Source organism: Paractinoplanes globisporus DSM 43857 (genome assembly GCF_000379645.1).
Lineage (GTDB): Bacteria > Actinomycetota > Actinomycetes > Mycobacteriales > Micromonosporaceae > Actinoplanes > Actinoplanes globisporus.
In genome coordinates this window covers 1,059,320-1,081,437 of sequence record NZ_KB903294.1, presented here as the reverse complement: position 1 = coordinate 1,081,437, position 22,118 = coordinate 1,059,320, and the positions used below count along the sequence as shown (strand labels likewise).

Annotated in this window: 18 protein-coding genes and 2 pseudogenes; 11 read left to right on the top strand and 9 right to left on the bottom strand. The window is 71.7% G+C overall.

Annotated elements, in window-relative coordinates:
* Nucleotides 1–32 precede the first annotated feature (32 nt).
* Nucleotides 33–2,417 (top strand): ATP-binding protein, encoded by a 2,385-nt coding sequence (locus A3CQ_RS63560; protein WP_020509759.1) that lies wholly within the window; start codon nt 33–35, stop codon nt 2,415–2,417.
* A 56-nt stretch (nt 2,418–2,473) separates the two neighbouring features.
* A pseudogene (locus tag A3CQ_RS64185) lies at nt 2,474–3,715 on the top strand (AfsR/SARP family transcriptional regulator); the annotation flags it as partial.
* 776 nt (nt 3,716–4,491) lie between these two features.
* On the opposite strand, the gene A3CQ_RS64180 reads toward A3CQ_RS64185, so the two are convergent.
* Nucleotides 4,492–5,694 (bottom strand): DUF4832 domain-containing protein, encoded by a 1,203-nt coding sequence (locus A3CQ_RS64180; RefSeq protein WP_157295280.1) that lies wholly within the window; start codon nt 5,692–5,694, stop codon nt 4,492–4,494.
* A gap of 569 nt (nt 5,695–6,263) precedes the next feature.
* Between A3CQ_RS64180 and A3CQ_RS0104695 the strand changes: the two genes are divergently transcribed.
* Entirely contained in the window at nt 6,264–8,198 is a 1,935-nt protein-coding gene (locus A3CQ_RS0104695; RefSeq protein WP_085944296.1) for a DUF4153 domain-containing protein, read from the top strand.
* A gap of 69 nt (nt 8,199–8,267) precedes the next feature.
* Here the strand turns inward: A3CQ_RS0104695 and A3CQ_RS51505 are convergent, their stop codons facing one another.
* Nucleotides 8,268–10,244, bottom strand: a complete 1,977-nt coding sequence (locus A3CQ_RS51505; RefSeq protein WP_084698904.1) for a sensor histidine kinase — start codon at nt 10,242–10,244, stop codon at nt 8,268–8,270.
* A gap of 143 nt (nt 10,245–10,387) precedes the next feature.
* Nucleotides 10,388–10,981, bottom strand: a complete 594-nt coding sequence (locus A3CQ_RS51500) for a TIGR03085 family metal-binding protein (RefSeq protein ID WP_051115132.1) — start codon at nt 10,979–10,981, stop codon at nt 10,388–10,390.
* Between the two features lie 90 nt (nt 10,982–11,071).
* Here A3CQ_RS51500 and A3CQ_RS0104680 point away from each other — a divergent pair, with 90 nt between their 5' ends.
* On the top strand, nt 11,072–12,013 hold the full coding sequence (locus tag A3CQ_RS0104680) for a calcium/sodium antiporter (RefSeq protein ID WP_020509753.1): 942 nt from the start codon (nt 11,072–11,074) through the stop codon (nt 12,011–12,013).
* Nucleotides 12,014–12,033: 20 nt separating this feature from the next.
* Entirely contained in the window at nt 12,034–13,374 is a 1,341-nt protein-coding gene (locus tag A3CQ_RS0104675) for a DUF2254 domain-containing protein (protein WP_020509752.1), read from the top strand.
* A 327-nt stretch (nt 13,375–13,701) separates the two neighbouring features.
* On the opposite strand, the pseudogene A3CQ_RS64175 reads toward A3CQ_RS0104675, so the two are convergent.
* From A3CQ_RS64175 to A3CQ_RS0104665, 3 genes and pseudogenes are all read right to left on the bottom strand, one after another.
* Nucleotides 13,702–13,746: pseudogene (locus tag A3CQ_RS64175) on the bottom strand (hypothetical protein); the annotation flags it as partial.
* Nucleotides 13,747–13,813: 67 nt separating this feature from the next.
* Complete coding sequence (locus A3CQ_RS0104670; protein ID WP_020509751.1) at nt 13,814–15,037, bottom strand: RNA polymerase sigma factor; 1,224 nt, start codon at nt 15,035–15,037, stop codon at nt 13,814–13,816.
* Nucleotides 15,038–15,041: 4 nt separating this feature from the next.
* A complete protein-coding gene (locus A3CQ_RS0104665; protein WP_245577065.1) occupies nt 15,042–15,392 on the bottom strand; it encodes a YciI family protein in 351 nt (116 codons plus the stop codon).
* Nucleotides 15,393–15,653: 261 nt separating this feature from the next.
* Between A3CQ_RS0104665 and A3CQ_RS0104660 the strand changes: the two genes are divergently transcribed.
* From A3CQ_RS0104660 to A3CQ_RS0104650, 3 genes are all read left to right on the top strand, one after another.
* Nucleotides 15,654–16,367 carry a flavodoxin family protein gene (locus tag A3CQ_RS0104660; RefSeq protein WP_020509749.1) on the top strand — a complete coding sequence of 238 codons (714 nt, stop codon included), beginning with the start codon at nt 15,654–15,656 and terminating at the stop codon, nt 16,365–16,367.
* A gap of 70 nt (nt 16,368–16,437) precedes the next feature.
* A complete protein-coding gene (locus A3CQ_RS0104655; protein WP_020509748.1) occupies nt 16,438–17,082 on the top strand; it encodes an RNA polymerase sigma factor in 645 nt (214 codons plus the stop codon).
* Complete coding sequence (locus A3CQ_RS0104650) at nt 17,079–17,309, top strand: anti-sigma factor family protein (protein ID WP_020509747.1); 231 nt, start codon at nt 17,079–17,081, stop codon at nt 17,307–17,309. The genes A3CQ_RS0104655 and A3CQ_RS0104650 overlap by 4 nt, the downstream gene beginning before the upstream one ends.
* Here the strand turns inward: A3CQ_RS0104650 and A3CQ_RS0104645 are convergent.
* Nucleotides 17,274–17,894 (bottom strand): TetR/AcrR family transcriptional regulator, encoded by a 621-nt coding sequence (locus tag A3CQ_RS0104645; protein ID WP_211216450.1) that lies wholly within the window; start codon nt 17,892–17,894, stop codon nt 17,274–17,276. The genes A3CQ_RS0104650 and A3CQ_RS0104645 overlap by 36 nt on opposite strands.
* 95 nt (nt 17,895–17,989) lie before the next feature.
* Between A3CQ_RS0104645 and A3CQ_RS0104640 the strand changes: the two genes are divergently transcribed.
* Nucleotides 17,990–18,724, top strand: a complete 735-nt coding sequence (locus A3CQ_RS0104640; RefSeq protein WP_020509745.1) for an SDR family NAD(P)-dependent oxidoreductase — start codon at nt 17,990–17,992, stop codon at nt 18,722–18,724.
* Between the two features lie 89 nt (nt 18,725–18,813).
* Here the strand turns inward: A3CQ_RS0104640 and A3CQ_RS57075 are convergent, their stop codons facing one another.
* A complete protein-coding gene (locus tag A3CQ_RS57075; RefSeq protein WP_020509744.1) occupies nt 18,814–19,398 on the bottom strand; it encodes a CGNR zinc finger domain-containing protein in 585 nt (194 codons plus the stop codon).
* An 85-nt stretch (nt 19,399–19,483) separates the two neighbouring features.
* Between A3CQ_RS57075 and A3CQ_RS0104630 the strand changes: the two genes are divergently transcribed.
* Together A3CQ_RS0104630 and A3CQ_RS0104625 are read left to right on the top strand one after the other, a co-directional pair.
* On the top strand, nt 19,484–20,401 hold the full coding sequence (locus A3CQ_RS0104630; RefSeq protein ID WP_211216449.1) for a DMT family transporter: 918 nt from the start codon (nt 19,484–19,486) through the stop codon (nt 20,399–20,401).
* Nucleotides 20,398–21,240, top strand: coding sequence for a GNAT family N-acetyltransferase (locus A3CQ_RS0104625; RefSeq protein ID WP_020509742.1), 843 nt, complete (start codon nt 20,398–20,400; stop codon nt 21,238–21,240). The genes A3CQ_RS0104630 and A3CQ_RS0104625 overlap by 4 nt, the downstream gene beginning before the upstream one ends.
* Here the strand turns inward: A3CQ_RS0104625 and A3CQ_RS51490 are convergent.
* Entirely contained in the window at nt 21,235–22,092 is an 858-nt protein-coding gene (locus tag A3CQ_RS51490) for a helix-turn-helix transcriptional regulator (protein ID WP_020509741.1), read from the bottom strand. The genes A3CQ_RS0104625 and A3CQ_RS51490 overlap by 6 nt on opposite strands.
* Nucleotides 22,093–22,118 lie beyond the last annotated feature (26 nt).

Below are 22,118 nucleotides of genomic sequence, written 5' to 3'. Positions count from 1 at the left end.
TCCACCGGAACTCCCCGATCTACGATGATGGGGTGCCCGGCCAGACGTCCCCGTTCGGCGACCGACTACGGGCGTTGCGCCGAGCGGCCGGCCTCACCATCGAGGAGCTGGCCGAGAGGTCCGGCGTCAGCGCCCGGGCCATCTCCGACATGGAACGCGGGCGCAGTCGCACGCCGCAGGTCCGCACCCTCGCCGCTCTCGCCGACGGACTCGGCCTCGACGATGACGCCCGGGCCGGCCTCACGGCCGCGGCGAAGGAGGCCCGCTCCCCGAGTGCGGCCGGCCGGCCCCGGTTGTGCGAGCCACCACGCGGCGTCACCGACTTCGTCGGCCGGCAGGCCGAACTCGAGATCGTCCGGTACGCCGCGAAGCGCGCCGTCGACGGCGACGACCTGCCGCCGGTCGTCGTCGTGCACGGGCAGCCGGGACTGGGCAAGACCGCGTTGGCCGTCCGGGCCGCGAACGACCTGCGTGACGGCTTCCCCGACGGCTGCCTGTACGTCGACCTGCGCGGGGTCGACGCCGCGCCGCTCCCCGCCGGGGACGTCCTGCTGCGTCTGCTGCGTGCGCTCGGCGTCCGGCCCGACCAGGTCGCCGACAGCGACGACGAACGCTGCGCCCACCTGCGCGGGATCCTGCGCGACCGGCGATGCCTGCTGGTCCTCGACAACGCCGGTTCGGAGGCGCAGGTCCGGCCACTGCTGCCCGCGGCCGGCAGGTGTCTCGTCATCGTGACCAGCCGGCGGGCGCTCGGCGGTCTCGAGGGGGTGCTGCGGATCGCGCTGCCACCCCTCGCGCCGGAGGAATCCGCCGGCCTGCTCCGTTCCATCGCCAGGCAGGCCGCCGACCCGCGGACGGCGCCCCAGGTCGACCGGGTCACCGACCTGTGCGGGCACCTGCCGCTGGCCCTGCGGATCGCCGGGACCCGCCTCGCCAGCCGTCCCCAATGGACGGTCGGGCAGATGGTCGACCGGCTCGCCGACGAAGGCCGCCGGCTGGCCGCCCTGTCCGCGGGCGACACCGGAGTGGCGACGGCGTTCGCGCTGTCGTACGCCCAACTGCCCGCTCCGGCCGCCCAGCTGTTCCGCCGCCTCGCCCACATTCCGGCCGCCGATTTCGCGGCGCCGCTCGCGGCGGTGCTCGTCGAGGCCGCGCTGCCCGACGCCGAGGGCCGCCTGGAGGATCTGGTGGAGGTCGGGCTTCTGCAGACGGTGGGCGTCGACCGTTACCGTTTCCACGACCTGATCCGGCTCTATGCCGACGAGCGGCTGCACGCCGAGGAACCACCCGACACCCGGGCGGAGACCACCGAACGGATGAACACCTGGCTGCTGGAGACGGTCGTTGTCGCCGGGCGGTGGTACGAACCCGGGTACGGCCGGTTGCCCGACGGCTGGGCCGGCCTGGCGCGCCTGGCCACCCTGGAGGAGGCCGACGCCTGGCTGCGGGCGGAGGTCGACAACTGGCTCCCGGCGCTGCGCACCGCGGCCGCTGAGGGCCGGCACCAACTCGTCGCCGGCGTCGCGGCGGCAACCCGCTGGTACTCCGAGTCGACGCTGCGGTGGCGCGGCTGGTGGGAGGTGCGCCGGCTGGCCCGCGCCGCCGCCGGCGCGCTGCCCGACTTGAGCCAGCAGGCCTTCCACACCAGCCTCTACGCCTGGACGGCCGTGTATCTGATGGCCCTGTACGAGGAGGCCGCGGAGGCGGCGATGGAGGCGTACCGGCTCGCACAGTCGATCGGCGACCTCCAGGAGCAGGCCCGCGCCCTCAGTTCGGCCGGAGCTGCCTGGCTGAACCTTCGCCGTTTCGACGACGCGCTGTGGGCCCACCGCACGGGATGCGAGCTGGCCGACCGGGCCGGCGACCACGACCTGTACGTGGATCACCTGGTGGGCGTCGGCTATGCGCTGGAGTACCTGGGCCGCTACGACGAGGCGATCGGCGAGTTCCAGCGGGCCCTGGCCGAACTCGACCGACGTCCGGTGGCCGCCCGCCCGGCCCTCGCCAACCGGGCCACCGCGATGTACGGCGTGGCGTCGTCCTTCGACCATGCCGGGCGTCACGAAGAGTCGCTGCGCGCGGTCGAACGAGCGCTGCCAGTGTTGATGGAGAACCGTTACGACGACGTGGTGGCCTTCGCCCTTGTCCTGCGGGGCAAGGCCCGGGCCGCGCTCGGCCGGCCCGCCGAGGCCCGTGCCGACCTGACCCGTGCTCTGGAGATGCTCGCCGAAAGCTTGCCCAGCCGGCTCGAGGACGAGGCGCGGGCAATCCTGCCCACGCTGGACGGCACCGCGACGGCCGAGGCCGGGGCCGACCTGACCCGCACCCTCGAGACGCTCGCCGACAGCCTGTCCCGCCGGATCGAGACCGAGGCCCGCGCGACACGGGCCGTCCTGGACGGCACGGATCCTGCCTGACGTTCTGCGTATTCTTCTTCATTGTCCGGCCCGGACCAGCTTGTTTGCATGGTGGCATGGTCACGTCACCGGCTGTTGTGCGGCTGCAGATTCTCGGACCGTTGCGGCTGTGGCACGGCGAGGCCGAGGTGGACGCCGGCCCTCCGCAACAGGCGTACGTGCTGGCCCTGCTCCTGGCTCGGGCCGGCCGGCCGACCAGCACCGCCGAGCTGATCGACCTGATCTGGGGCGACGACGTTCCGGCCAGCGCCCTCAACATCGTCCAGAAGTACGTCGGCTCGTTGCGCCGGGTGCTCCAGCCGGAGCTCCCCGCCCGGACAACCGGGTCGTTCGTCCACCGCCGCGCGAACGCGTACCTGTTCACCGCCGGCCCCGGCACGCTGGACCTGGTCACCTTCCGCGAACTCGTCGACCGCGCGAGGGCCGCCGCGGGACCCGAGGCAATGGATCTGTACGCCGAGGCGCTCGGCTTGTGGCGAGGGCCGGCCGGCGGTGGCGCCGCCGCCACGGCCGCTGAGCCGATCTTCGCCGCACTCGACGACGAGTTCTATGAGGCGTGCGCGGCGGCGGCCGAGGTCGCGGCGTCGCTGGGCCAACCGGAGCGGGTGCTTCCGGCGGTGCAGCTGGCCGCGTCGATGGCGCCGTTCCACGAACCCGTCCAGGGCGCTCTCATCCGCGTGCTCGGCGCCGCCGGTCGCCCGGCGGAGGCGTTGACGGTGTTCCGCGCCGTCCGCGACCGCCTCGCCGACGAGCTCGGCGTCGATCCCGGTCCAGCGCTCGTGGACGCGCACCAGCGGGTCCTGACCTCGGCGAGGATTCCGGTCACCGTCTCGACGCCCTTTGCCCCGGCGGCCGGCCTCGTCGGACGGACCGGGGAGCTCGCCGTTCTGCGGCGCGGCGTGGAGCGGGCACTCGCCGGCCGCACAGCGATCCGCTTCATCGAAGGCGAACCCGGCGCCGGCAAGACCCGCCTGCTGGAAGAGGTGGCCGTCATCGCCGACCGGCACGGCATGCTCGTCGTCCGGGGCACCTGCCTGCCGGGCGACGGCGTACCGTCGATGTGGCCTTGGGAGCAGGCGCTCGGGCCGGTCGTCGACAGCCTGCCCGCGCCGTCGCGGGAGAAGTGGCTCGCCGGTGACCTCGGAAGCCTTTCCCACGGCAACGCCCAGTTCCGGCTGTTCGAACAGGTTGTCGCCGTCATCGGTGCGGCGTCGGCGCGCCGGCCGACCCTTCTCGTACTCGACGATCTCCATTGGGCCGACGCCGCATCGCTGCGGCTCCTCGGTCACCTGGCGGCCCGGCTCCCCGACCGGACCGCGATAGTGGGCGCGCTCCGCGACCGCGCGCCCTTGCCCGGCTCGGACCTGTCCCGGATCCTGGCCGCGGCGAGCCGGTTGCCCGATCATCGCCGGTTCCGCCTCGGCCCGCTCGGTCCGGCCGATGTCGCCGAACTCATCCGCCAGGAAACGGGCACCGATCCCGAGGACGGCGTCGCCCGCTCGATCCACGCCCGTACGGCCGGCAATCCGTTCTTGGTCCGGGAACTGTCCCGGCTGCTCGACGGCGTCTCCTCGCCCCGCCTCGGGGTGCCGCCGACGGTCCGTGACGTCGTCCGCGACCGCATGGCCGGCCTCGACGAGGGCACGTCCGAGTTGCTGGACGTGGCCGCGCTCATCGGGGGCGACGTCGACCTGCGGCTGCTGTCCCGAGCCACCGGTGTCGACGCCGCCGACTGCCTCGTACGCCTCGAACCGCTGCACGCGCTGGGCCTCCTCGAGACCAGCCCGGACGACCCGTCGACGGTGCGGTTCGCGCACGACCTCGTCCGCGAGTCGATCTCCGAGACCACGACCCGGACGCGGGCCGTCCGGCTGCACCTGCGCGTCGCGGACGCGCTCGATCACCTTCACGCCGGCGACGAGGCCGTCGCCGAGCGCCTCGCGTATCACCTCTGGGCCGCCGGCCCCCTCGCCGACCCGGCCCGCATCGCGGAAGCGCTCGTGTGCGCGGGCCGCCGGCTCTCTTTCCGTGGTGAAAGCCCGGCGGCGGGATCGCTCCCGCCGCCGGGCGGGGGTCAGACGACGGCGGTACGGCCGAGGGTGAGCCAGCCGCGCAGCGTTCGGTCCTGGGCGGCGTTGGCGAAGCGCAGTGGTACGCCACGGGGCAGCGGGTTCGCCGCCCGCATGACCAGGGTGTAGGTGCCGCGCCGCAGCCCGGCGCTGGTCAACGAGGCCGTGAACTGCGCCGGGCGGCCGGGACCGACGGCGGTCAACTGCCACGGCGTGGTCCAGGTCCGGGTGATGTGGCCGCGGGCGTCGACGGCGGCGATCTGCGGCGGCCAGTCGTAGTAGAACGGAGCGATGCCGAGGTCGGCCATCTTCACCCCGACGGTGAACGTACGGCCGCGAACGAACAGCGGGGTACTGGCCTGGGTGACCTGCAGTTGGTAGCCGAGCGACTTTGAACCGGCCAGGGCGCGGGCCAGGTTCGGGCCGGCGTACCCGGGGTCGAATGCGTACTGATTGAGCAGCCACGACGCATGGGTCTGCGCGACGCTGTCCGGGAAGTCGTTGTCGGCGCCGCCTTCGATCACCGGGCAGTCGGCCGGAGCGTCGAAGATGCAGCCCTGGATCTCCGGCCGCAGTTCGCCGCCGACGGGTTCGCTCTGCCACTTGCCGGTGGTTCCGGCGGCGATCATCTTGTCCATGAAGTGCCAGCCGACACCGGGCAACGTCTCCACGGCGAACGAGTCATCGTGGTAGCCCATGCCCAGCGGCGCGTTGTCGGTGCTGGGGTAGCGAACCTGCAACTTGGTCTTATTGAACGCGGCGTCGAAGTCGGTCAAAACCCGAACCTGTTCCGCCTGCGAAGCGAACCAGTTCTCCGGCAGGGTGTAGCCATCGTGCGGGTACGTGTGCCATTCACCCCAGAACCCGAGCAGACCCACCTGCAGGAACCCGATGCGCGGGTCGCCGTCGTAGCGGGCGCCGAGCGCGGCGATGAACTGGTCCAGTGCGGTGCCGAGGTTCGGGTCGTCGTAGTCCGGGGAGACGCTGAGGCCGTTGTTGCCGAAGTCGTCGTAGGCGTGGGTGACCAGCCCGTTGTCGAGCAGATACCGCGGGATGCCGCTGGGCTTGCCCGGATAGTCGAGGTAGAAGCGGAATGCCGCCTGGTGGCCGCGAGCGGCGATCGCGTTGAGCTGTGCCTCCAGCGCCGACCAGTTGAACACGTCCGGCCCGGACATGACGGCGTTCAGCGGTAGGTAGAACCATTCCATTGTGTAGGGGAACGTACTGTATTTACCCGCATACGGTATGAACCCTTCCAGCGGGTTCGCCTCGGGCGCCGCGGCCGGCGCGAGCCGATGCCAACCGAGCTGGGGCGACGGTGCGGCCGGGCCGGCGAACGCCAAGCCGGGTTGCGGCGCCGCGATGCCGAGAGCGACGGAACACAGGGCGACGAGTGCGGTCAGGCCGCGTCGCCGGAGACGAGTGCGCATGGTGCGGGCCTTCCGTTGGGGTGGGAGACGTCGGCATGTTACGAAAGAGTCTTGGCAAAGTTACGAAGATCCTCATCATTATTGGAGTGCCGAACGCTCGTGGCAAGGCCGACCTCCTATCCCGCATCCGTGCCAATCGGGCGAGCCGTCGCGGCGGTACGGACCCGTCCCGGCGTAGAAATTGCCGTGCGTACGGCTTACGGTGTGCGCACCGATCGACCTAGGAGGGTGCAGTGGCGCATTCGCCACCAGAGCAGTCGGATCCCGCGGAGGCGGCGAAGGCCGTTCCCGCGGACACGGGCACAGACGTTCGCGCCGTCCCGGTGCCGGCGCCCCAACTGCTGGTCATGCCGCCGACCGACGCGATTCCGTTGATGGTCTGGCCGGGGACCGAGGGTGAAACGGCATGGGCGATCCCGATCCAGATCCCATCTGGTACGCGGGGGTATGCCCTCTTCGTGCCGATGGTCCCGGCCCAGGCGTCGGCCCCGGCCGTCACCAAGCCGGCCGACCAACCCGAGAAACCCGCAGTCGCGCCGGCCGTGACCGCCGCGCCGGCTGCGACCACCGCCCCGCCTGCGACCACCGCCCCGCCTGCGACCACAGCCCCGGCCGTGGTCGCTCCGAAGCCGACAGAGACCGCGACCCCGGCACCCCGAGCTGTCCCGCCGCCGAGCCCCCAACCGCTGAAACCGGAAGTGGTGGTTACTCAGGCGCCGCAGCCGTACGCACCCCCGCACCCGATTCGCCCGTTCGGCACGTACGAGCGGCCGCCAACCCCCTGGCAGACGTTCCGCAAGAAGCACTGGCCCGCGCCGAAGGAGGCCAAGGGCTGGGCTGTCCCGGCCGGTGTGCTCGCCGGAGCCCTCGGCTTCCTGATTTTCCTGCCGCTGAACCGGGTGGGTATCGGCTGGTTCCTCGGCTGGCTGGTGCTGACGCTGGGCGTGGCCTTCGGCGTCCGGCAGTCCACCGATCTGCCACGCCGGGAGCGGCTGGTCCGTTCCGGCTGGGCCGCGGCGGCGCTCGCCCTGCTGCTCATCCTGGCGTTCCGCAACGCGTGGTGGCTGGTGACGTTCAGCGTGCTGGGCGCGATCGGCTGCACCGCGCTGGCGATCGTCGGCGGCCGGCAGGTCAGGTCGATCCTGTTCAGCCTGGTGGCCGCCACCTGGGCGGCATTCGCCGGCATTCCGTGGGTCCGCAGGCACCTGAAAGGGAGCCGCAGCCCGGGCATCGCCAAGCGAACCTTCTTCTCGATCGCCCTCACCGTCGTGGTGCTGCTCGTCTTCGGCGCCCTGCTGTCGTCCGCGGACGGCGCGTTCTCCCAGCTGCTCGACGATGTCATCCCCGATTTCGCCATCGGCTCGATCTTCCAGTGGATCTTCCTGGCCGTGGCCGGTGGCCTGCTCGCCGTCTCCGGGCTCTACACGCTGACCGCGCCGCCGGCGACGTCCAGCCTGGACACGGAGGGCAAGGGCAGGCTCGGCCTGATCGAGTGGGCGCCGGCCTGCGCCGCCCTGGTGTTGCTCTTCGCCGGTTTCGTGGCGGTGCAGTTCACCGTGCTGTTCGGTGGACGCCGGCACGTGCTGCAGACGGCCGGGCTCAGCTACTCGCAGTACGCCCGGAGCGGCTTCTGGCAGCTGGTCGCGGTCACGCTGTTGTCGCTGGCGCTGATCGCGGCCCTGGCTCGCTGGGCGAAGCGGGACCAGCCGATGGAACGACTGCTGCTGCGCGTACTGCTGGGTCTGCTTTGTGCTCTCAGCGTGGTCATCGTGGCGTCCGCGCTGTCCCGGATGTGGGAGTACCAGCGGGTCTACAGCTTCACCGGTGAGCGGATCTTCGTGATGTCGTCCGAGATGCTGCTCGGCGTGATCTTCGTGCTGATCGCGGTCGCCGGGATCAAGTGGCAGGGCAAGTGGATCCCCGGCACCACCGTCGCTCTCGCCGTGCTGATGCTGCTCGGTCTCGCCGCCCTCGACCCCGAGGGCTACGTGGCCAGCCGCAACGCCGCTCGCTACGCGGGCTCCGGCAAGATCGACGCCTGGTATCTGCGGGCGCTCTCCGCCGACGCGACTCCGGCATTGACAAAACTTCCCGATCCCGTACGCCGTTGCACGCTCAGCTGGATCGCGGAGGACCTGAAGAGCCCCGACCCGTGGTACGCGTGGAACCTCGGACGGCAACGAGCGCGGGAAGCCCTGGCCGAACTGGGCCCCGACGCGATCGGCAACCAGAAGGACTGCCGCTCCGCCGACCAGTTCGATCTGCCGAAGACCCGCCGATGAGCGATGGTGCTCCGGTTCCGCGCCGGAGCGATGGTGCTCCGGTTCCGCGCCGGAGCACCATCCACCTCGTCACGGCAGCGCGTCGGCCTGAGCCGCGGCGTGGCGAGGGCGACGGCCGGTCCGTACCGCCATCCCGACCAGCCGGGACGCGTCCGACCGCCTGATCGGGGCGGCCTCCGCCGCTTCCTCGGTCGGGACGGCCAGCGCCGCGGGCAGGGTCACCACCGCGTGGATGCCGCCCTCGCCGGCCGGCCCGAGCGTCACTGCGATCCCGTGCTGGGCGGCCAGGGTCGCCACCACGACCAGGCCGAGCCGGGCGCTCTTGGCCGGATCGAACTCGCCCGGCTGCGCGAGTCTCCGGTTCGTCTCCTCGACCGCGGCGGCCGACATCCCGATCCCTCGGTCCTCGATCTCCACCACGGTCCCGTCCGGTCCCGTGCGGGCCGACAAGCGCACCGGCGTATCCGGCGCCGAGAACGTGACGGCGTTCTCCAGCAGCTCACCGATCAGATGGCCGAGGTCGCCGACGGCGTGCTCGGGCACCTCGGCGCTCACGACCGGTCCGATCGCGACCCGATCGGCGTGCACCATCTCGCCGGCCGTCCGAGCGAGAATCGTGGCAAGCGACTCGGCGCCGAGCCCGCGCCGGCTCCGCGCGGAGCCGGCCAGGATCACCAGATGCTCGGCGTGCCGGCGCATCCGGACGGCCAATTGGTACGCGCGGGCGTCCGCATCCACCGGACCGAGCGCCTCGATCTGGCGGTCCAACAGCGCCTGGTTGCGCCGGGCGATGTTGACCAGGACCTTGTTCATGTCGTGCCGCACGGCCGCTTCCCCGGCCGCCGACTCGAGGGCACTGAGGTGCACGTCGGTCAGCGCGGCGCCGACCTCCGCGATCTCGTCGTCACCCAGGCGCAGGCCCAGCGCCCCGTCGTCCACCTCTATGCGCTCACCGGCCCGCAACCGCCGGACCAGCTCCGGCAGCCGCCGGCGGGCGAGCTCGGCGGCCGCCGTCCGGAGCAGGGACAGCCGCCGCACGACCGAGCCGCCGATGTGGACGGCCATCACCAGCGACACCACGATGGCGATCAGGCCGAGCACGCCGGAGACGCCGAAACGCACCAGGATCCGGTCGCGGGCTTCCTTGGCGAACTCGACGGCGTGGTCGTAGCCGTCCGCCATGAAGGCGAACAACTGGCCCACGGCCGGGGCCGAGGTCGCCTTCCAGACCTCCCGGCTGATCCCCACCGGCCCACCGGAGCGGCCCTTGGAGATGATCTGGTCCTCGGCCGCCCGCAGTGCCGCGAAGGCGGGGCCGCTGAGCATGCTCTTGAACAGCGCCTGATCGGGTGCCGGCAGGGTCGAGCCGGCGGTGGGGATCTGGAAGCGCAACGCCCCGACGATCTGGATCAGCTGCACGTACTCCCCGCCGCCGAACCGGCCCGCCGCGGTGGCGCCGGTCAGCAGGGCGTCCTCCTGGTAGAGCAGCTCCCCGGCCCGGCGCATGGCGACCATGGTGCGCATGACGCGTTCCACCAGCGGGTCGCTGGAGGCCGCGGCCGCGTTCGAGACGCTGAACGCGGTCCGGATGACGCCGGTGTAGCCGCCGAGGACCGAGGTGACCGTGGCTTCCCGGGCATCGACCTGAGCCCGTACCAGCGTCAAGGAATCGATGCTGGTGGCCATGTCCCGGAACCGCGCCCGCGTGATCTCGGCCGAGACGCCGCTTCCCCGGTACCGGCGGGACAGCTCCCGGAACTGCGCTATCGCCGCGTCGGTCGCCGCCCGTTGCGTACGCAGGGCGGCGGCGTCACCGTCCGACGTGGCCAGGAACTCCGCCGACCGGGTGCGCTCGGCCTGCAGGGCGGCGACCATCCGGTCGCACGGCAGGCTCACGTTGTCCCGCGTGTTGTACGTGTCGCGCAACGCGGTCGCGTCAGCGAACGAAGCCTTGACGTCGATCGCCCACAACCCGGTCAGCGCGACGACCGGCACCAGGAGAGCAAGAACGATCTTCGAGCGGATGGACCTCGGTTTTCTTCGCATGTGACCCTCAATCGGACAGATGGCGGGCAAGTCCTCTGGGTGAGAGGTAGGACCTGTCGCAATCCGATGTGGAGTACGGCCCCCGGTCCGTTCCGGTTGAGGCAAGCGTTCTGTTCCCACTGATCGAGACGGAGCTCTGGTGCCTACATGCCGAACCGGGCGCCGCGTACGGCGTGGATCGCCTCGGCGGGTCCGCTGAGCTCGACGTGTGCCGCGCCCTGCCGGCCGAACAGGTAGAGCAGGAGTTCGCCGGGAGTTGCGGTGATGCGGGCGACCGGTTCTGCCCGTCTCGCACGAACGGTTCGGGCTGTCCCCGCCCAATGAAGCTCAAGTCCCGCACCGCGCAGCCGGCGGGCGAGGAACCACCGTCCGAGCACAACGTTGCGCCACAGAGCGTTGTCCATCGCGGGCTCGAGAGTGCGAGGGCCGAGGCCGTTAGCTCTGCGGACATCCTCGTGGTGGACGAAGAACTCGTTGAGATTCGGCAGCCGCCGTACCCATCGGAGTCGGAAGAAACCTGGCGGCGGCCCCGCCCGCAGCGTCGTTCTGAGCGAGGCGAAGTCCGTGCGGGCGAGCGCCGCCCGGCGGCGTTCCGCGAATCGGCCCCACGCGCCGGGCAGGACCAGCCCCGGACCGGCGAGGTAGTCGTTCTCGCGCACGACCAGGTGCGCGGCGACGTCGCGGCTCGTCCACGGTGTCAGCAGCGTCGGCGCATGCGGTCCGAGCTCGTCGAGCAGGTGCGCGCACGTCGTACAGTTGCCGTTGCTTCACCTGGTGTGCCGGGAAGTCTGGTCGGCGTTCGTCCGCCGTGTGCCCCGGAGGCCAGCGTGTTCGTGCTCGTGGGCGGTGCCGTCGTCGGTCTCGTGCTGCTCACCGCAGCCGCCGATCAGCTGGTCGTCGGCGCCGGCCGGCTCGCCGCCGGGTGGGGGATCTCGCCCGTGGTCGTCGGAGTGGTCGTGATCGGCGTAGGCACGAGCGCGCCCGAGTTCGTGGTGTCCGGCCTGGCCGCCGCGGGTGGCAACTCGGGGCTCGCCGTGGGCAACCTGGTCGGCTCCAACATCGTCAACGTGACGCTCATTCTGGGCGTCGCCGCTCTGGTCGGGCCGATCGCCGTGCGGTCGTCGGTATCGCGCCGGGAGGCGCCCTTGACCGTCGGCGCGGTGATCGTCCTGGCCGTGCTCGCCATGCTGGGGCTCGGCCGGATCGCCGGGATCGTCCTGCTGGCCCTGACCGTGGCGGCCGTGGGGCTGCTGATCCGGACTGCGCGGGGACCGATCGCGGATCCGCTGGCGGGTGAGGTCGACGACTTCCTCGACCGCCCGCCGATCCGCCGGCCCGGCAGGGAGGTTCTCCGCGCGGTGGCCGGACTCGCCGGAACCCTGGCCGGCGCCCAGTTGCTGGTGGTGACGGCCATGACGGCGGCCGACCGGCTCGGCGTGCCGGCGAGTGTCGTCGGGCTCACCGTCGTAGCCCTGGGCACCTCGTTGCCGGAACTGGTCACCGCGATCCAGGCCCAGCGCCGAGGCGAGGGGGATCTGCTGATCGGCAACCTGCTCGGGAGCAACCTGTTCAACAGCCTGGCGGGCGGGGCGGTAGTCGGCCTGGCCGGGCGGGGGAGCCCGGCCTCGCTCGGCTACGCGGCGCCGGCGGTGATGGTCGTGGTCAACGTCGTTGTCTGGCTGCTGCTGCGACGCCAGCATCGCATCGGCCGGGTCGGGGCGGGCCTGCTGCTGACGGCGTACGTCGTGACCTTCCCTCTGGTGACCTGACCGGCGCTAGGGTCCGCGGTATGGACGATGACACCGCGGACAGCGTGGCGCCGCAGGTTCGGCGGCTGAAACAGCGGGCACTGCGCGACCGGCTCCGGGAAAGCCTGCTGTTCCTCCCACTCCTGCTGCTGGCCGCCGGCGTCGTCCTGGAGGAAGCGGCCCAGCTCGTCGACCGGCACGCTCCGATCGGCTGGCTCGACTCGTTCACGATGGCTCCGGACGCGGCGGTGACCCTGCTGGCCACCGTGGCCGGGGCGACCATCACCACCGCCGGTGTGGTGTTCTCGCTGCTCGTGGTGTCCCTTCAGCTGGCGAGCGGGCAGTTCTCGCCGCGGGTGCTGCGCACCTTCTGGCGTGACCGGATGGGGCAGGTGCTGATCGGGTTGCTGCTGGCCACGTTCGCGTTCTGCGTGCTCGCGCTCAGCCAGATCGACACCAGCGCCGAGCACGCGCCGACGCTCACCATGACCTGCGCGATCGCTCTGGCGCTGGCGTCGATCCTGGCCATCGTCGGCTTCCTCAACCGGATCACCCGGCAGCAGTACGTCGGACGGATCATGGAACGCATCCAGCTCGAGGCCACAAACCTGATCAAAGATTTGCCGTACGGGACACAGATGGGTCAACGCTGCGGCGAGCCGATCGCCGCACCGGACCTGCCGGACGCCGGCGCCGCGCTGCTCGTCCGGTCGCACACCGACGGCTGGGTCCAGCAGGTCAGCCACCGCGCGGTCCTGGCCGCGGTGCCGCCGGGCAGCACGATCCGCCTGGAGACCCGGGTCGGGTCGTACCTCATCCGGGACGAGCCGCTGGCCCGGATCTGGCCGGCGCCCGATGCCGAGGCCGGGCGCCGGGCGGCCCGCTTGATCGGGGAGGCGGTCATCGTCGGCGCGACCCGCACCATGCGGCAGGACATCGACTTCGCCCTGCGTCAGCTCAACGACATCGGCCTGCGGGCCCTTTCGCCCGCGGTCAACGACCCCACCACGGCCAACGAGGTGATCCTGCGGGTCACGTCGATCATGCGGCCGCTGTTACGGGCCGACCTGCCCGACCAGGCGCAGCGTGACGGCGACGGCCGGACCCTGTTGACTCCGTGGGACCTCGACCACCCCGAGTACGTCCGGCACGCGTACGGCCAGATCCGTCTTTATGCCGGAGCGCATCCGCAGGTGGCGCTGACCTTGGTGCGGGTGCTGCGAATGCTGCGTGACGTCACCGCCGAGCACGGCGACCGGGCTGCGGCGGTCGGCGAACTGGACCGCCAGCTCGCCGCGGTCATCGCGGACGCCGAACGGGCAGGCCTGCCGGACTCCGAGCTCGAGCCGCTCACAGCCGCCGCCGGCCGACGCCAAGAGTGACCGCCCGGGCACCTGATCCGGCTCGTTCGCGGGGCCACGCCTCAAATCCGGGGGCGGGCCTCGCCGACCGAGGCCGGCTCGACCCGAGCGAGACAGTCGGTCATTGCGGCCCGGCCGGTCGGTCGCGGTCGGGCAGGCCGAAGACCGGGAAGAGGGACGGGTCGGGGAAACCGCCGGGATGTCGCAGGCCTGCCAGGCCCGCAGAAACGCGTCCAGCACCGGTTTCTCCTCCGCGGTCGGGGGAGCGGCCGGTACGCCGCCGGTCTCGGCCGGCTTGGCACGCGCCCGGTGGAGTGCGCTGTTGACCGCGGGCACGCTGAGGCCGAGCAGGGTCGCGACCTCGGCGGCATTCCAGGCGAGGACGTCGCGCAGGATGAGCGCGGCCCGGGCGCCGGCTGTCCTGCCCGTCTCGAAGGCTGACGGGGAACGGGCCGGCCGTTCATTCCGGCTGCGGGCCGCGGAGCCGGGCGGCGCGGCGGGTGAGGTAGCGCTGCTCGGGCAGGCTGGTGGTCGCGCGGGCGGCCCGCAGGTAGGACTCGCGGGCCGCGTCCGCGTCGCCGGCCTCCTCGAGCAGGTGAGCGCGGACCGCCTCGAGGCGGTGCGTGTGTGCCATCCGATCGTCCGCGTCGAGGGTGCCGAGCTCGGCGAGTCCGGCGGCGGGGCCGTGCACCGCGGCGACGGCGACCGCTCGGCTGAGCGTCACGATCGGGCCGGGCGTGACGCGGGCGAGGACGTCGTACAGGGCGAGGATCTGGGGCCAGTCGGTCTGGTCGGCGGTGGGTGCCTCGTCGTGCAGCGCCGCGATCGCCGCCTGGACCTGGTACGGCCCGACCGGTCCGGTGCCCAGGGTGCGGGTGAGCAGCCGCCTGCCCTCGGCGATGGCCGCCGCGTCCCACCGCCCGCGGTCCTGGTCGGCGAGCGGCACGATCGATCCGCTCTCGTCGGTGCGCGACGCCCGCCGGGCGTCGGTGAGCAGCATCAACGCCAGCAAACCGGCCACCTCGCACTCGCCCGGCACGAGGCGATGCAGCGTCCGGGTGAGACGGATGGCCTCCGCGGTGAGGTCGTCGCGGAGCAAGCGGGGCCCGGAGCTTGCCGTGTGACCCTCGGTGAAGATGAGGTAGAGCACGTGCAGGACGACGTCCAGCCGGTGTTCCCGCTCGTGTGCCGCGGGCAGCTCGAACCGGGCGCCGGCGTCGCGGATGCGCTGCTTCGCCCGGCGGATCCGCTGCGACATTGTGGCCTCCGGGACCAGGAAGGCCGCCGCTATCTGTGTCGTGGTCAGACCGCCCACCGCCCTGAGGGTGAGCGCGACCTGCGCGGGCGGGGAGAGCGCCGGGTGCCCGCACAGGAACATCAGGATCAGGGTGTCGTCGCCGGGCTCGGCCGGCGGGCGGCGGGCCGTCTCGAGCGCGACCGCCGCCTCCCGGTGCCGGCGGGCGCTGTCGGCTCGCCAGTGATCGACGAGGGACCGGTCGGCGACGGTCAGCAGCCAGGCGCGAGGCCGATCGGGTACGCCGTCGCGCGGCCACTGGGCGGCGGCCGCGAGCAGCGCCTCCTGCACGGCGTCCTCGCAGATGTCGAACTGCCCGTGCCGGCGTACGAGGATGCCGAGAACCTGCGGCGCGAGCTCGCGCAGCAGGCTCTCGAACGACACGGTCACCGGATCACATCTCGGGCGACTCGTCCATGACCCGGCGGACCTCCATCGGATATTCGGTATGCGCCACGACCCGTGCCGCGATCTCGACCGCGCGCTCGTGGGTGCCCTCGACGATCCAGTAGCCGGCCAGCGATTCCTTGATCTCGGCGAACGGGCCGTCCGTTGCGGCCGTGGTTCCGTTGCGGAACCGAACGGTCGTGGCCTGGCCGGGATCCATCAGGTGCCGGCTTTCCACGACCTCGCCGGTCTCGCGCAGTTCCCGATCCATCGAGACGAGCGTGGACTGCATCTTCTCGATCCACTCCGGGCTCCGGCCGGCCAGCGATTCGCCCAGCCCGCCGAACATCATGATCATGTACTTCACGGTGATCCCTTCCGTCGTCCGGTGCCCGGTGCGGGCGCCGGCCTCCGGTCGGAGCGGACGACGCGGTTTCCGACACCGGCGGCCAAGATCTTTGACGGATCCCTTGTCCTGGGGAGCAGGGTAGCGACAGGCAGGCACGTGTCGACCGAGATCAAAAGGCGAGGAAGGCGGCGCTGCCGGAGGTCGCCGGAAATGAGGTGTAACGCCGGCGGGGGTTGCCGGGACTACAGGGCACCGATCGAGGAGGAACCGATGCCCGAAACCCGCTACGACGATCTGCGAGCCCTGGTCATCAACTGCACGCTGAAGCGCTCCCCGGAGCTGACCCACACCGGTGGGCTGATCGACCTGAGCCGGGCGATCATGGAGAAACAGGGGGTGCGGGTCGACGTCCTGCGGGCCGTGGACCACGACATCGCCACCGGGGTCTGGCCGGACATGACCGAGCACGGCTGGGCCACCGACGCATGGCCGGAGATCTACCGGGACAAGGTGCTGCCGGCCGACATCCTGATCATCGCGGGCCCGATCTGGCTGGGCGACAACTCGTCGATCACCAAACAGGTCATCGAGCGGCTGTACGCCTGTTCGCATCTGCTCAACGACGCCGGCCAGTACGCCTACTACGGCCGGGTCGGCGGCTGCCTGATCACCGGCAACGAGGACGGCGTCAAGCATTGCGCCCAGAACATCCTGTACAGCCTGCAGCACCTGGGCTACACGATCCCGCCGCAGGCCGACGCCGGCTGGATCGGTGAGGCCGGACCGGGCCCCTCCTACCTCGACGCCGGCTCGGGCGGACCGCAGAACGACTTCACCAACCGCAACACCACGTTCATGACCTGGAACCTGCTGCACCTGGCCCGGATGCTCAAGGACGCCGGCGGCATCCCGGCGCACGGCAACCAGCGCAGCGAGTGGGACGCCGGCTGCCGCTTCGACTTCCCCAACCCCGAATACCGCTGAAAGGCCGACCACCATTCGACGACCCCTGGGGTGCGCGATCCCGGTATCGACGGCAGGTAACGTGCGCTGCATGGCCGACACCGCGCTGCCCGCCGACGCGGTCGTCGTGGCCCGGTTGCGCGCCCGGGACGAGACCATGTTCGCCTCCTTGCTCGACGCGTGGTCGGCCGGCATGCTGCGCGCCGCCCGGGCCTATGTTGCCGACGACCACGCGGCGCAGGACGTCGTCCAGGAGGCCTGGCTGGGCGTGCTGCGCGGCATCGACGGTTTCCAGGAGCTGTCCTCCCTGCGTACCTGGGTCTACAAGATTTTGATCAACAAGGCCAGGACCCGGGGTGTACGGGACGCGCGCACCGTCCCGGGTCTCGTCGTCGCCGGCGACGGGGACCGCGGCCCGACCGTGGACCCGGCCCGCTTCCGGGGCGGCGACGACCCGTACCCCGGGCATTGGCGTGGCTTGCCACCCGCCTGGCCGTCACCGGAGGACGGCGCGGTGGCCGCCGAGACCCGCCGTCAACTCGCCGCCGCGCTGGCCGATCTGCCGGCCCGGCAGCGCGTGGTGGTCACCTTGCGCGATGTCGCCGGGCACAGCAGCGACGAGGTGTGCGACCTGTTGTCGATCAGCGCGGCCAACCAGCGCGTCCTGCTGCATCGGGGCCGGGCCGCGCTGCGTGCCACCCTGGAACAGCACTGGATCAAGGAGGCGAGGGCGTGAACTGCGACGAGTTCGTGGAGCTGGTCACCGCCTACCTCGAGGGCACGTTACCGGCGGAGACCGAGCAGAGGTTCGTCGAGCACCTCGCCGAGTGCGACGGCTGTGACCGCTACCTCGAGCAGATCCGCAGCACCGTGGACAACCTCGGCCATCTGCCCGCGCAGCGCATGGCGCCCGAGGTCCGCGACCGCCTACTGGCCGCCTTCCGGGACTGGCCCACGGGCTGAGCCGATACGGTCGATGACGGCGTCCAGGGCGACTTCCAGCGGGCGTACGTCTCGATGGATCTGTGCCATGAGCAGCCCGCCCTGCAGGGCGGTGAGCAGTGCCAGCGCCAGGTCCTCGGGATTGCCGGCCAGGTCGCCGCGGGCGTGCATGGCGGTGAGGCCGGCTCGGATCGCCTGCTCCCAGCGCAGGTAGCCGGAGGCGACCGCGAGCCGGGCCTCGGGGTTGGTCTCGGCGACCTGGCTGCCGATGGAGCCGATCGGGCAGCCGCCGCGGCATTGCATCCGTTTCTGGTTCTCGACCAGCATGTCGCGCCAGGCGCGTAGCTCACCGATCGTGTCGAGGCGGCCGAGATGCGGTGCCTGCAGGTCGAGGACCGCCTCGGTCTGGTGGTCGATCACGGCGAGCAGCAGAGCCTGCTTGTCGGCGAAGTAGTGGTAGATCTGCGAACCGCTGACCCCGGCCGCGGCTCGAACGTCCTCCAGCGTGGCATCGGTGACACCCTGCTCGTACATGAGCTGGGCGGCCGCCTCGACGATCCGCCGGCGGGTCGCCTCTCCCTTGGCCGTGAGCCGTTTCGCTGTCACGCCGGACACACTACCCCGTTTTGGATTGGACAACCCATTTTCTCGCCGCAATTGTGGGCCATGCAATCCATTCCGTACCGGAGAAGGGTTTGTTCATGGAGCTCAGCGGCAAGATCGCACTCGTCACCGGCGCGACCGGGGGGATCGGTGGCGCCACGGCCCGGCTGCTGGCCGCCCGCGGCGCGCGGGTCGTCGCGTCCGGCCGGGACGCCCAGCGCGGCGAGGCGCTGGTCAAGGAGATCACCGAGGCCGGCGGCACGGCCCGGTTCGTCGCCGCCGACCTGACCGACGTGGCGTCGCTGCGACGCCTGGCGGACGAGGCCGGCGACGTCGACATTCTGGTCAACAACGCCGCGCTGTTCCCGATCGCGGCCACCACCGAGCAGGAGCCCGACCGCCTCGACGAGGCGTTCGCCGCCAACGTGCGCGCACCGTACCTGCTGGTCGCGGCGCTCGCCCCGGCGATGGCGGCGAAGGGCTCGGGCAGCATCGTCAACGTCAGCACGATGGCCGCCCGGATCGGGATGCCCGGCCTGTCGACCTACAGCGCGACCAAGGCCGCCCTGGAGGCTCTCACTCGCACCTGGGCGGCCGAGTTCAGCCCGGCCGGGGTGCGGGTGAACACGGTCTCCCCGGGCCCGACGCGGACGGACATGGTGATGCTGAGCATGGGGGAGGAGGGTGCCGCTCAGGTCGCGGGAACCACGCTGCTGAAGCGGCTGGCCGACCCCGGCGAGATCGCGGAGGTCATCGGGTTCCTGGCGTCGGACCGAGCCGGCTTCATGACCGGCGCGACCGTCGCGGTCGACGCCGGGCGCACCGCGATCTGACCGAGCGTCCGGCGCGACTTGCCGATACCCGGCTCGCCGGTCAGTACGGCCGCTCGGCCCTGTCCGGCGCCCAGGTGACGCGCCCCGACTCAGGTGGCGCTGCCGATGCCTCCGGCCGGCGAGTGGGACGGGGTGCGGTGGCGGTCGCGGAAGGTGGCCATCTTGGCGCGGTTGCCGCAGTTGGCCATGGCGCACCACCGGCGGGAGGTGTTGCGCGACCCGTCGACGAAGACCCAGCGGCAGTCGTCCCCGCGGCAGGCTTTGACCCGGGACCAGCCGGGTCGAGCCGTGGCGCGTAGCAGCGCCGCGACGGTGGCGGCGCCGATGTCGGTCGCGAGATCGCCGGGGACGTCGGCGCGAAGCGACGGCGCTTCACGCAGATCGAGGCGCAAGGCAAGCCCATCCAGGCCGTACGTTCCGCTCATGTCGGGTTCTATGCCGTTGTTGCGCAGAGCCAGGCCGCGGATCAGGCCGCGCAAGGCGCGCAATGTCGCGACGCTCTCCGGAGCCTCCGAGCCGCTGTCCCGGCCGGTGACCGGCGCGTTCAAGCCGTGCCACCAGGCGCGGACCGAGGCGGCATCGGCGAGCTCGTCGTGCTCGCCGTGGGCGGTGTTGGCCACGGCGATGAGCAGATCCTCGTCGCCGAGACCGGGCCAGGAGATGTTCCGCACCATGTAACCACCGTACACGCTTTATAGGTTGACTCTCCCCGTAACCGGTGTAACGGTTATGACGGTTGCATCGTTTCGGGAGGTCGCGGTGGTCAGGGTTGTCCGGTTGCGCGCCGGCGAATCGGCGCTGCTGCTCTCGGCCGCTGTCTACGGCGTGAGCACGACCGTCTCGGTGGTCGCGCTGCGGGCCGTTCGCCCGGCCGACCTGCTGGCCGTCGAGATCTCCGGCGCGGCCGCGATGCTGCTGGTCACCGCCGCGGTGCGCGGGCAACTGCGCCGGCGCGGGGCGCTGCGGCACATGCTGGCCGGTGCGCTGGTGCCGGGCTTGGCGTTCCTGTTCGGCGATCTGGGGCTGTCCCGCACCAGCGCGTCGAGCGGCAGCCTGCTGCTGGCCGCCGAGCCGCTGCTGTCGGTGTTGCTGGCGGTCGTGGTACTGCGTGAGCGGCTGCCCGGCCGGGCAATGCTGGCACTGATCGTCGGCCTCACGGGCGGGGCGCTGGTCGCGCTCGAACCCGGCGGCCCGGCCGGCACCGATACGACCGTCGGCAACGTGCTGGTTCTGCTCGCGGTGGTGGCCGCCGCGACGTTCCTGATCGTCACTCGGCGCTTCAACGACGGCGGCGACGGGCTCAACGAGAGCGCCTGGCAGAGCACCGGCGGCTTCCTGACAGTCGTGCCCTTCCTGATCTTCTCGTGGTCGACCGGCGGCAGCCGGCTCGGCACGGCCGGTGCCGAGGGCTGGCCGGCCTGCATCGCGGTGGTCGTCTGCGGCGTGGTCGGTGGCGTGCTGTTCAACCGGGGGATCGGCCGGGTGCCGGCGGCCCGGGCCGGTCAGCTGGGAAATCTGACTCCCGTCGTCGGCACGCTGACCGCGGTCGTGTTTCTCCGCGACCGTCCCTCGTTCCCGCAGATGATCGGCGGTGCCGCGATCCTCGGCGGCCTGGTGCTGCTGTTGCGTATCCCGGCCCGTTCACACCAACCCGAACTTGTCGAGGAGTACCGATGATTGACCGTACCGCTCTGTTCTGCGACATCCCGCTCGCCGCGCGGATCGAGCGGGCCGAGGAAGAGTTCATCGCCGTGTGGAACGAGGCCGTCCGGCGTCGGCGGGGCCCGGCGGGCGGCTTCGCGATGCCCGTCGCGGGCGGCGTGGCCAGCTACGCCGAACCCGACTCGCCGATCAACAAAGTCGCCGGCCTCGGCTTCGCGGGCCGGCCCGAGCCGGCCGAATTCGACAAGATCGAGCAGGCGTACGCCGAGCGTGGCGCTCCGGTCCAGGCTGAGGTTGCCAGCCTCGCCGACCCCGCGCTGCTGGAGGTGCTGGCCGCGCGCGGCTACCGGCTGGTGTCGTTCGAGAACGTCCTCGGCCGGGCTCTCGGCGACGCCGTGGAACTGATCGCGCCGCCCGGGATCGAGGTTCGTCCGTGCGGCGACGACGAGTTCGAGGCCTGGGTGGAGGTCGTCGTCGAGGCGTCGCTGCACCCGGACACGCAAGGCGTCCCATGGCAGGAGGACTTCCCGCGAGAGATCCTCGAGAACGCCGAGCGGGACACCGCCGGCCTCGTCCGCCGTTATCTGGCGACGTCGGACGGGATTCCGGCCGGCGGCGGCAGCATGCGCATCGCCGACGGCATCGCCCAGCTCACCGGGGCCGCCACCGCACCCGCCTTTCGCCGCCGCGGCATCCAGAGTGCCCTGCTGGCCGCCCGTCTCGCCGACGCCACGGCGGCCGGCTGCGACGTCGCGGTCATCACCGTTCAGCCGGGCTCCAAGTCGCAGCAGAACGCCCAGCGTCGCGGCTTCGACCTGCTTTACCACCGCGCCGTGCTGACGTCAGTCTCATGACCGATCGACGGGCTCCGGCGCCGGGAGGTGCCAGGACGCGAGCATGCGAAGGCTTTCCTGGGACGGTGACCCGGGCTCGGCGGTGTAGGTGACGAGCGTCTGATCGGGGTCGTCGGGCGCTCGCAGCGCCTCCTGTGCCAGGACGAGGCGTCCGGCGAGGGGATGGAGGATTTCGTACGCGGCGTGGGTCTTGTCGCCGACGGGGTGCTCGGCCCACAACTGCCGGAAGAGCCGGCTGTGCAGGGACAGTTCGCCGACTAGCTCGGCGAGCAGCGGATCGTCGGGGTGACGGCCGGCGTCGAGGCGCAGGAACGCCACGATGTCGCGTGCCTTGCGGCGCCGGTCGGTGAACAGCGCCCCGGTGTGCTCGTCGAGGAAGATCAGACGGGCGAAGTTACGCTGCCGTGGCGGCAGTGAACGGAAATCCGCGACGAGGGCGGCACCGAGTGGGTTCCAGGCCAGCACGTCGGTGCGCCGGCCGACGACGAACGCGGGGACATCAGTCATGGCGTCCAACAGTTGACGCAGTTGAGGACGCACTCGCTGCGGCCGGACCGGACGGCGGCGGGACCGGTTCGGGCGGGCGAGGTCGCGAAGATGTTCCCGCTCGTCGCCGCCGAGCTGAAGGGCGTTGGCGACGGCATCGAGGACGGCGTCCGAGACGTGGGTGCCCCGGCCCTGTTCGAGGCGAACGTAGTAGTCGACGCTGACGCCGGCCAGTTGGGCGAGCTCTTCCCGGCGCAGCCCGGGCACCCTGCGCCGGGTGAGCATCGGTTGCAGTCCCACGTCCTCGGGGCGCAGCCGCGCCCGCCGGGACCGCAGGAACTCACCCAACGTGGTGTGCCGTTCCATGCCGACCAGTATGGCGCTCCGGCACC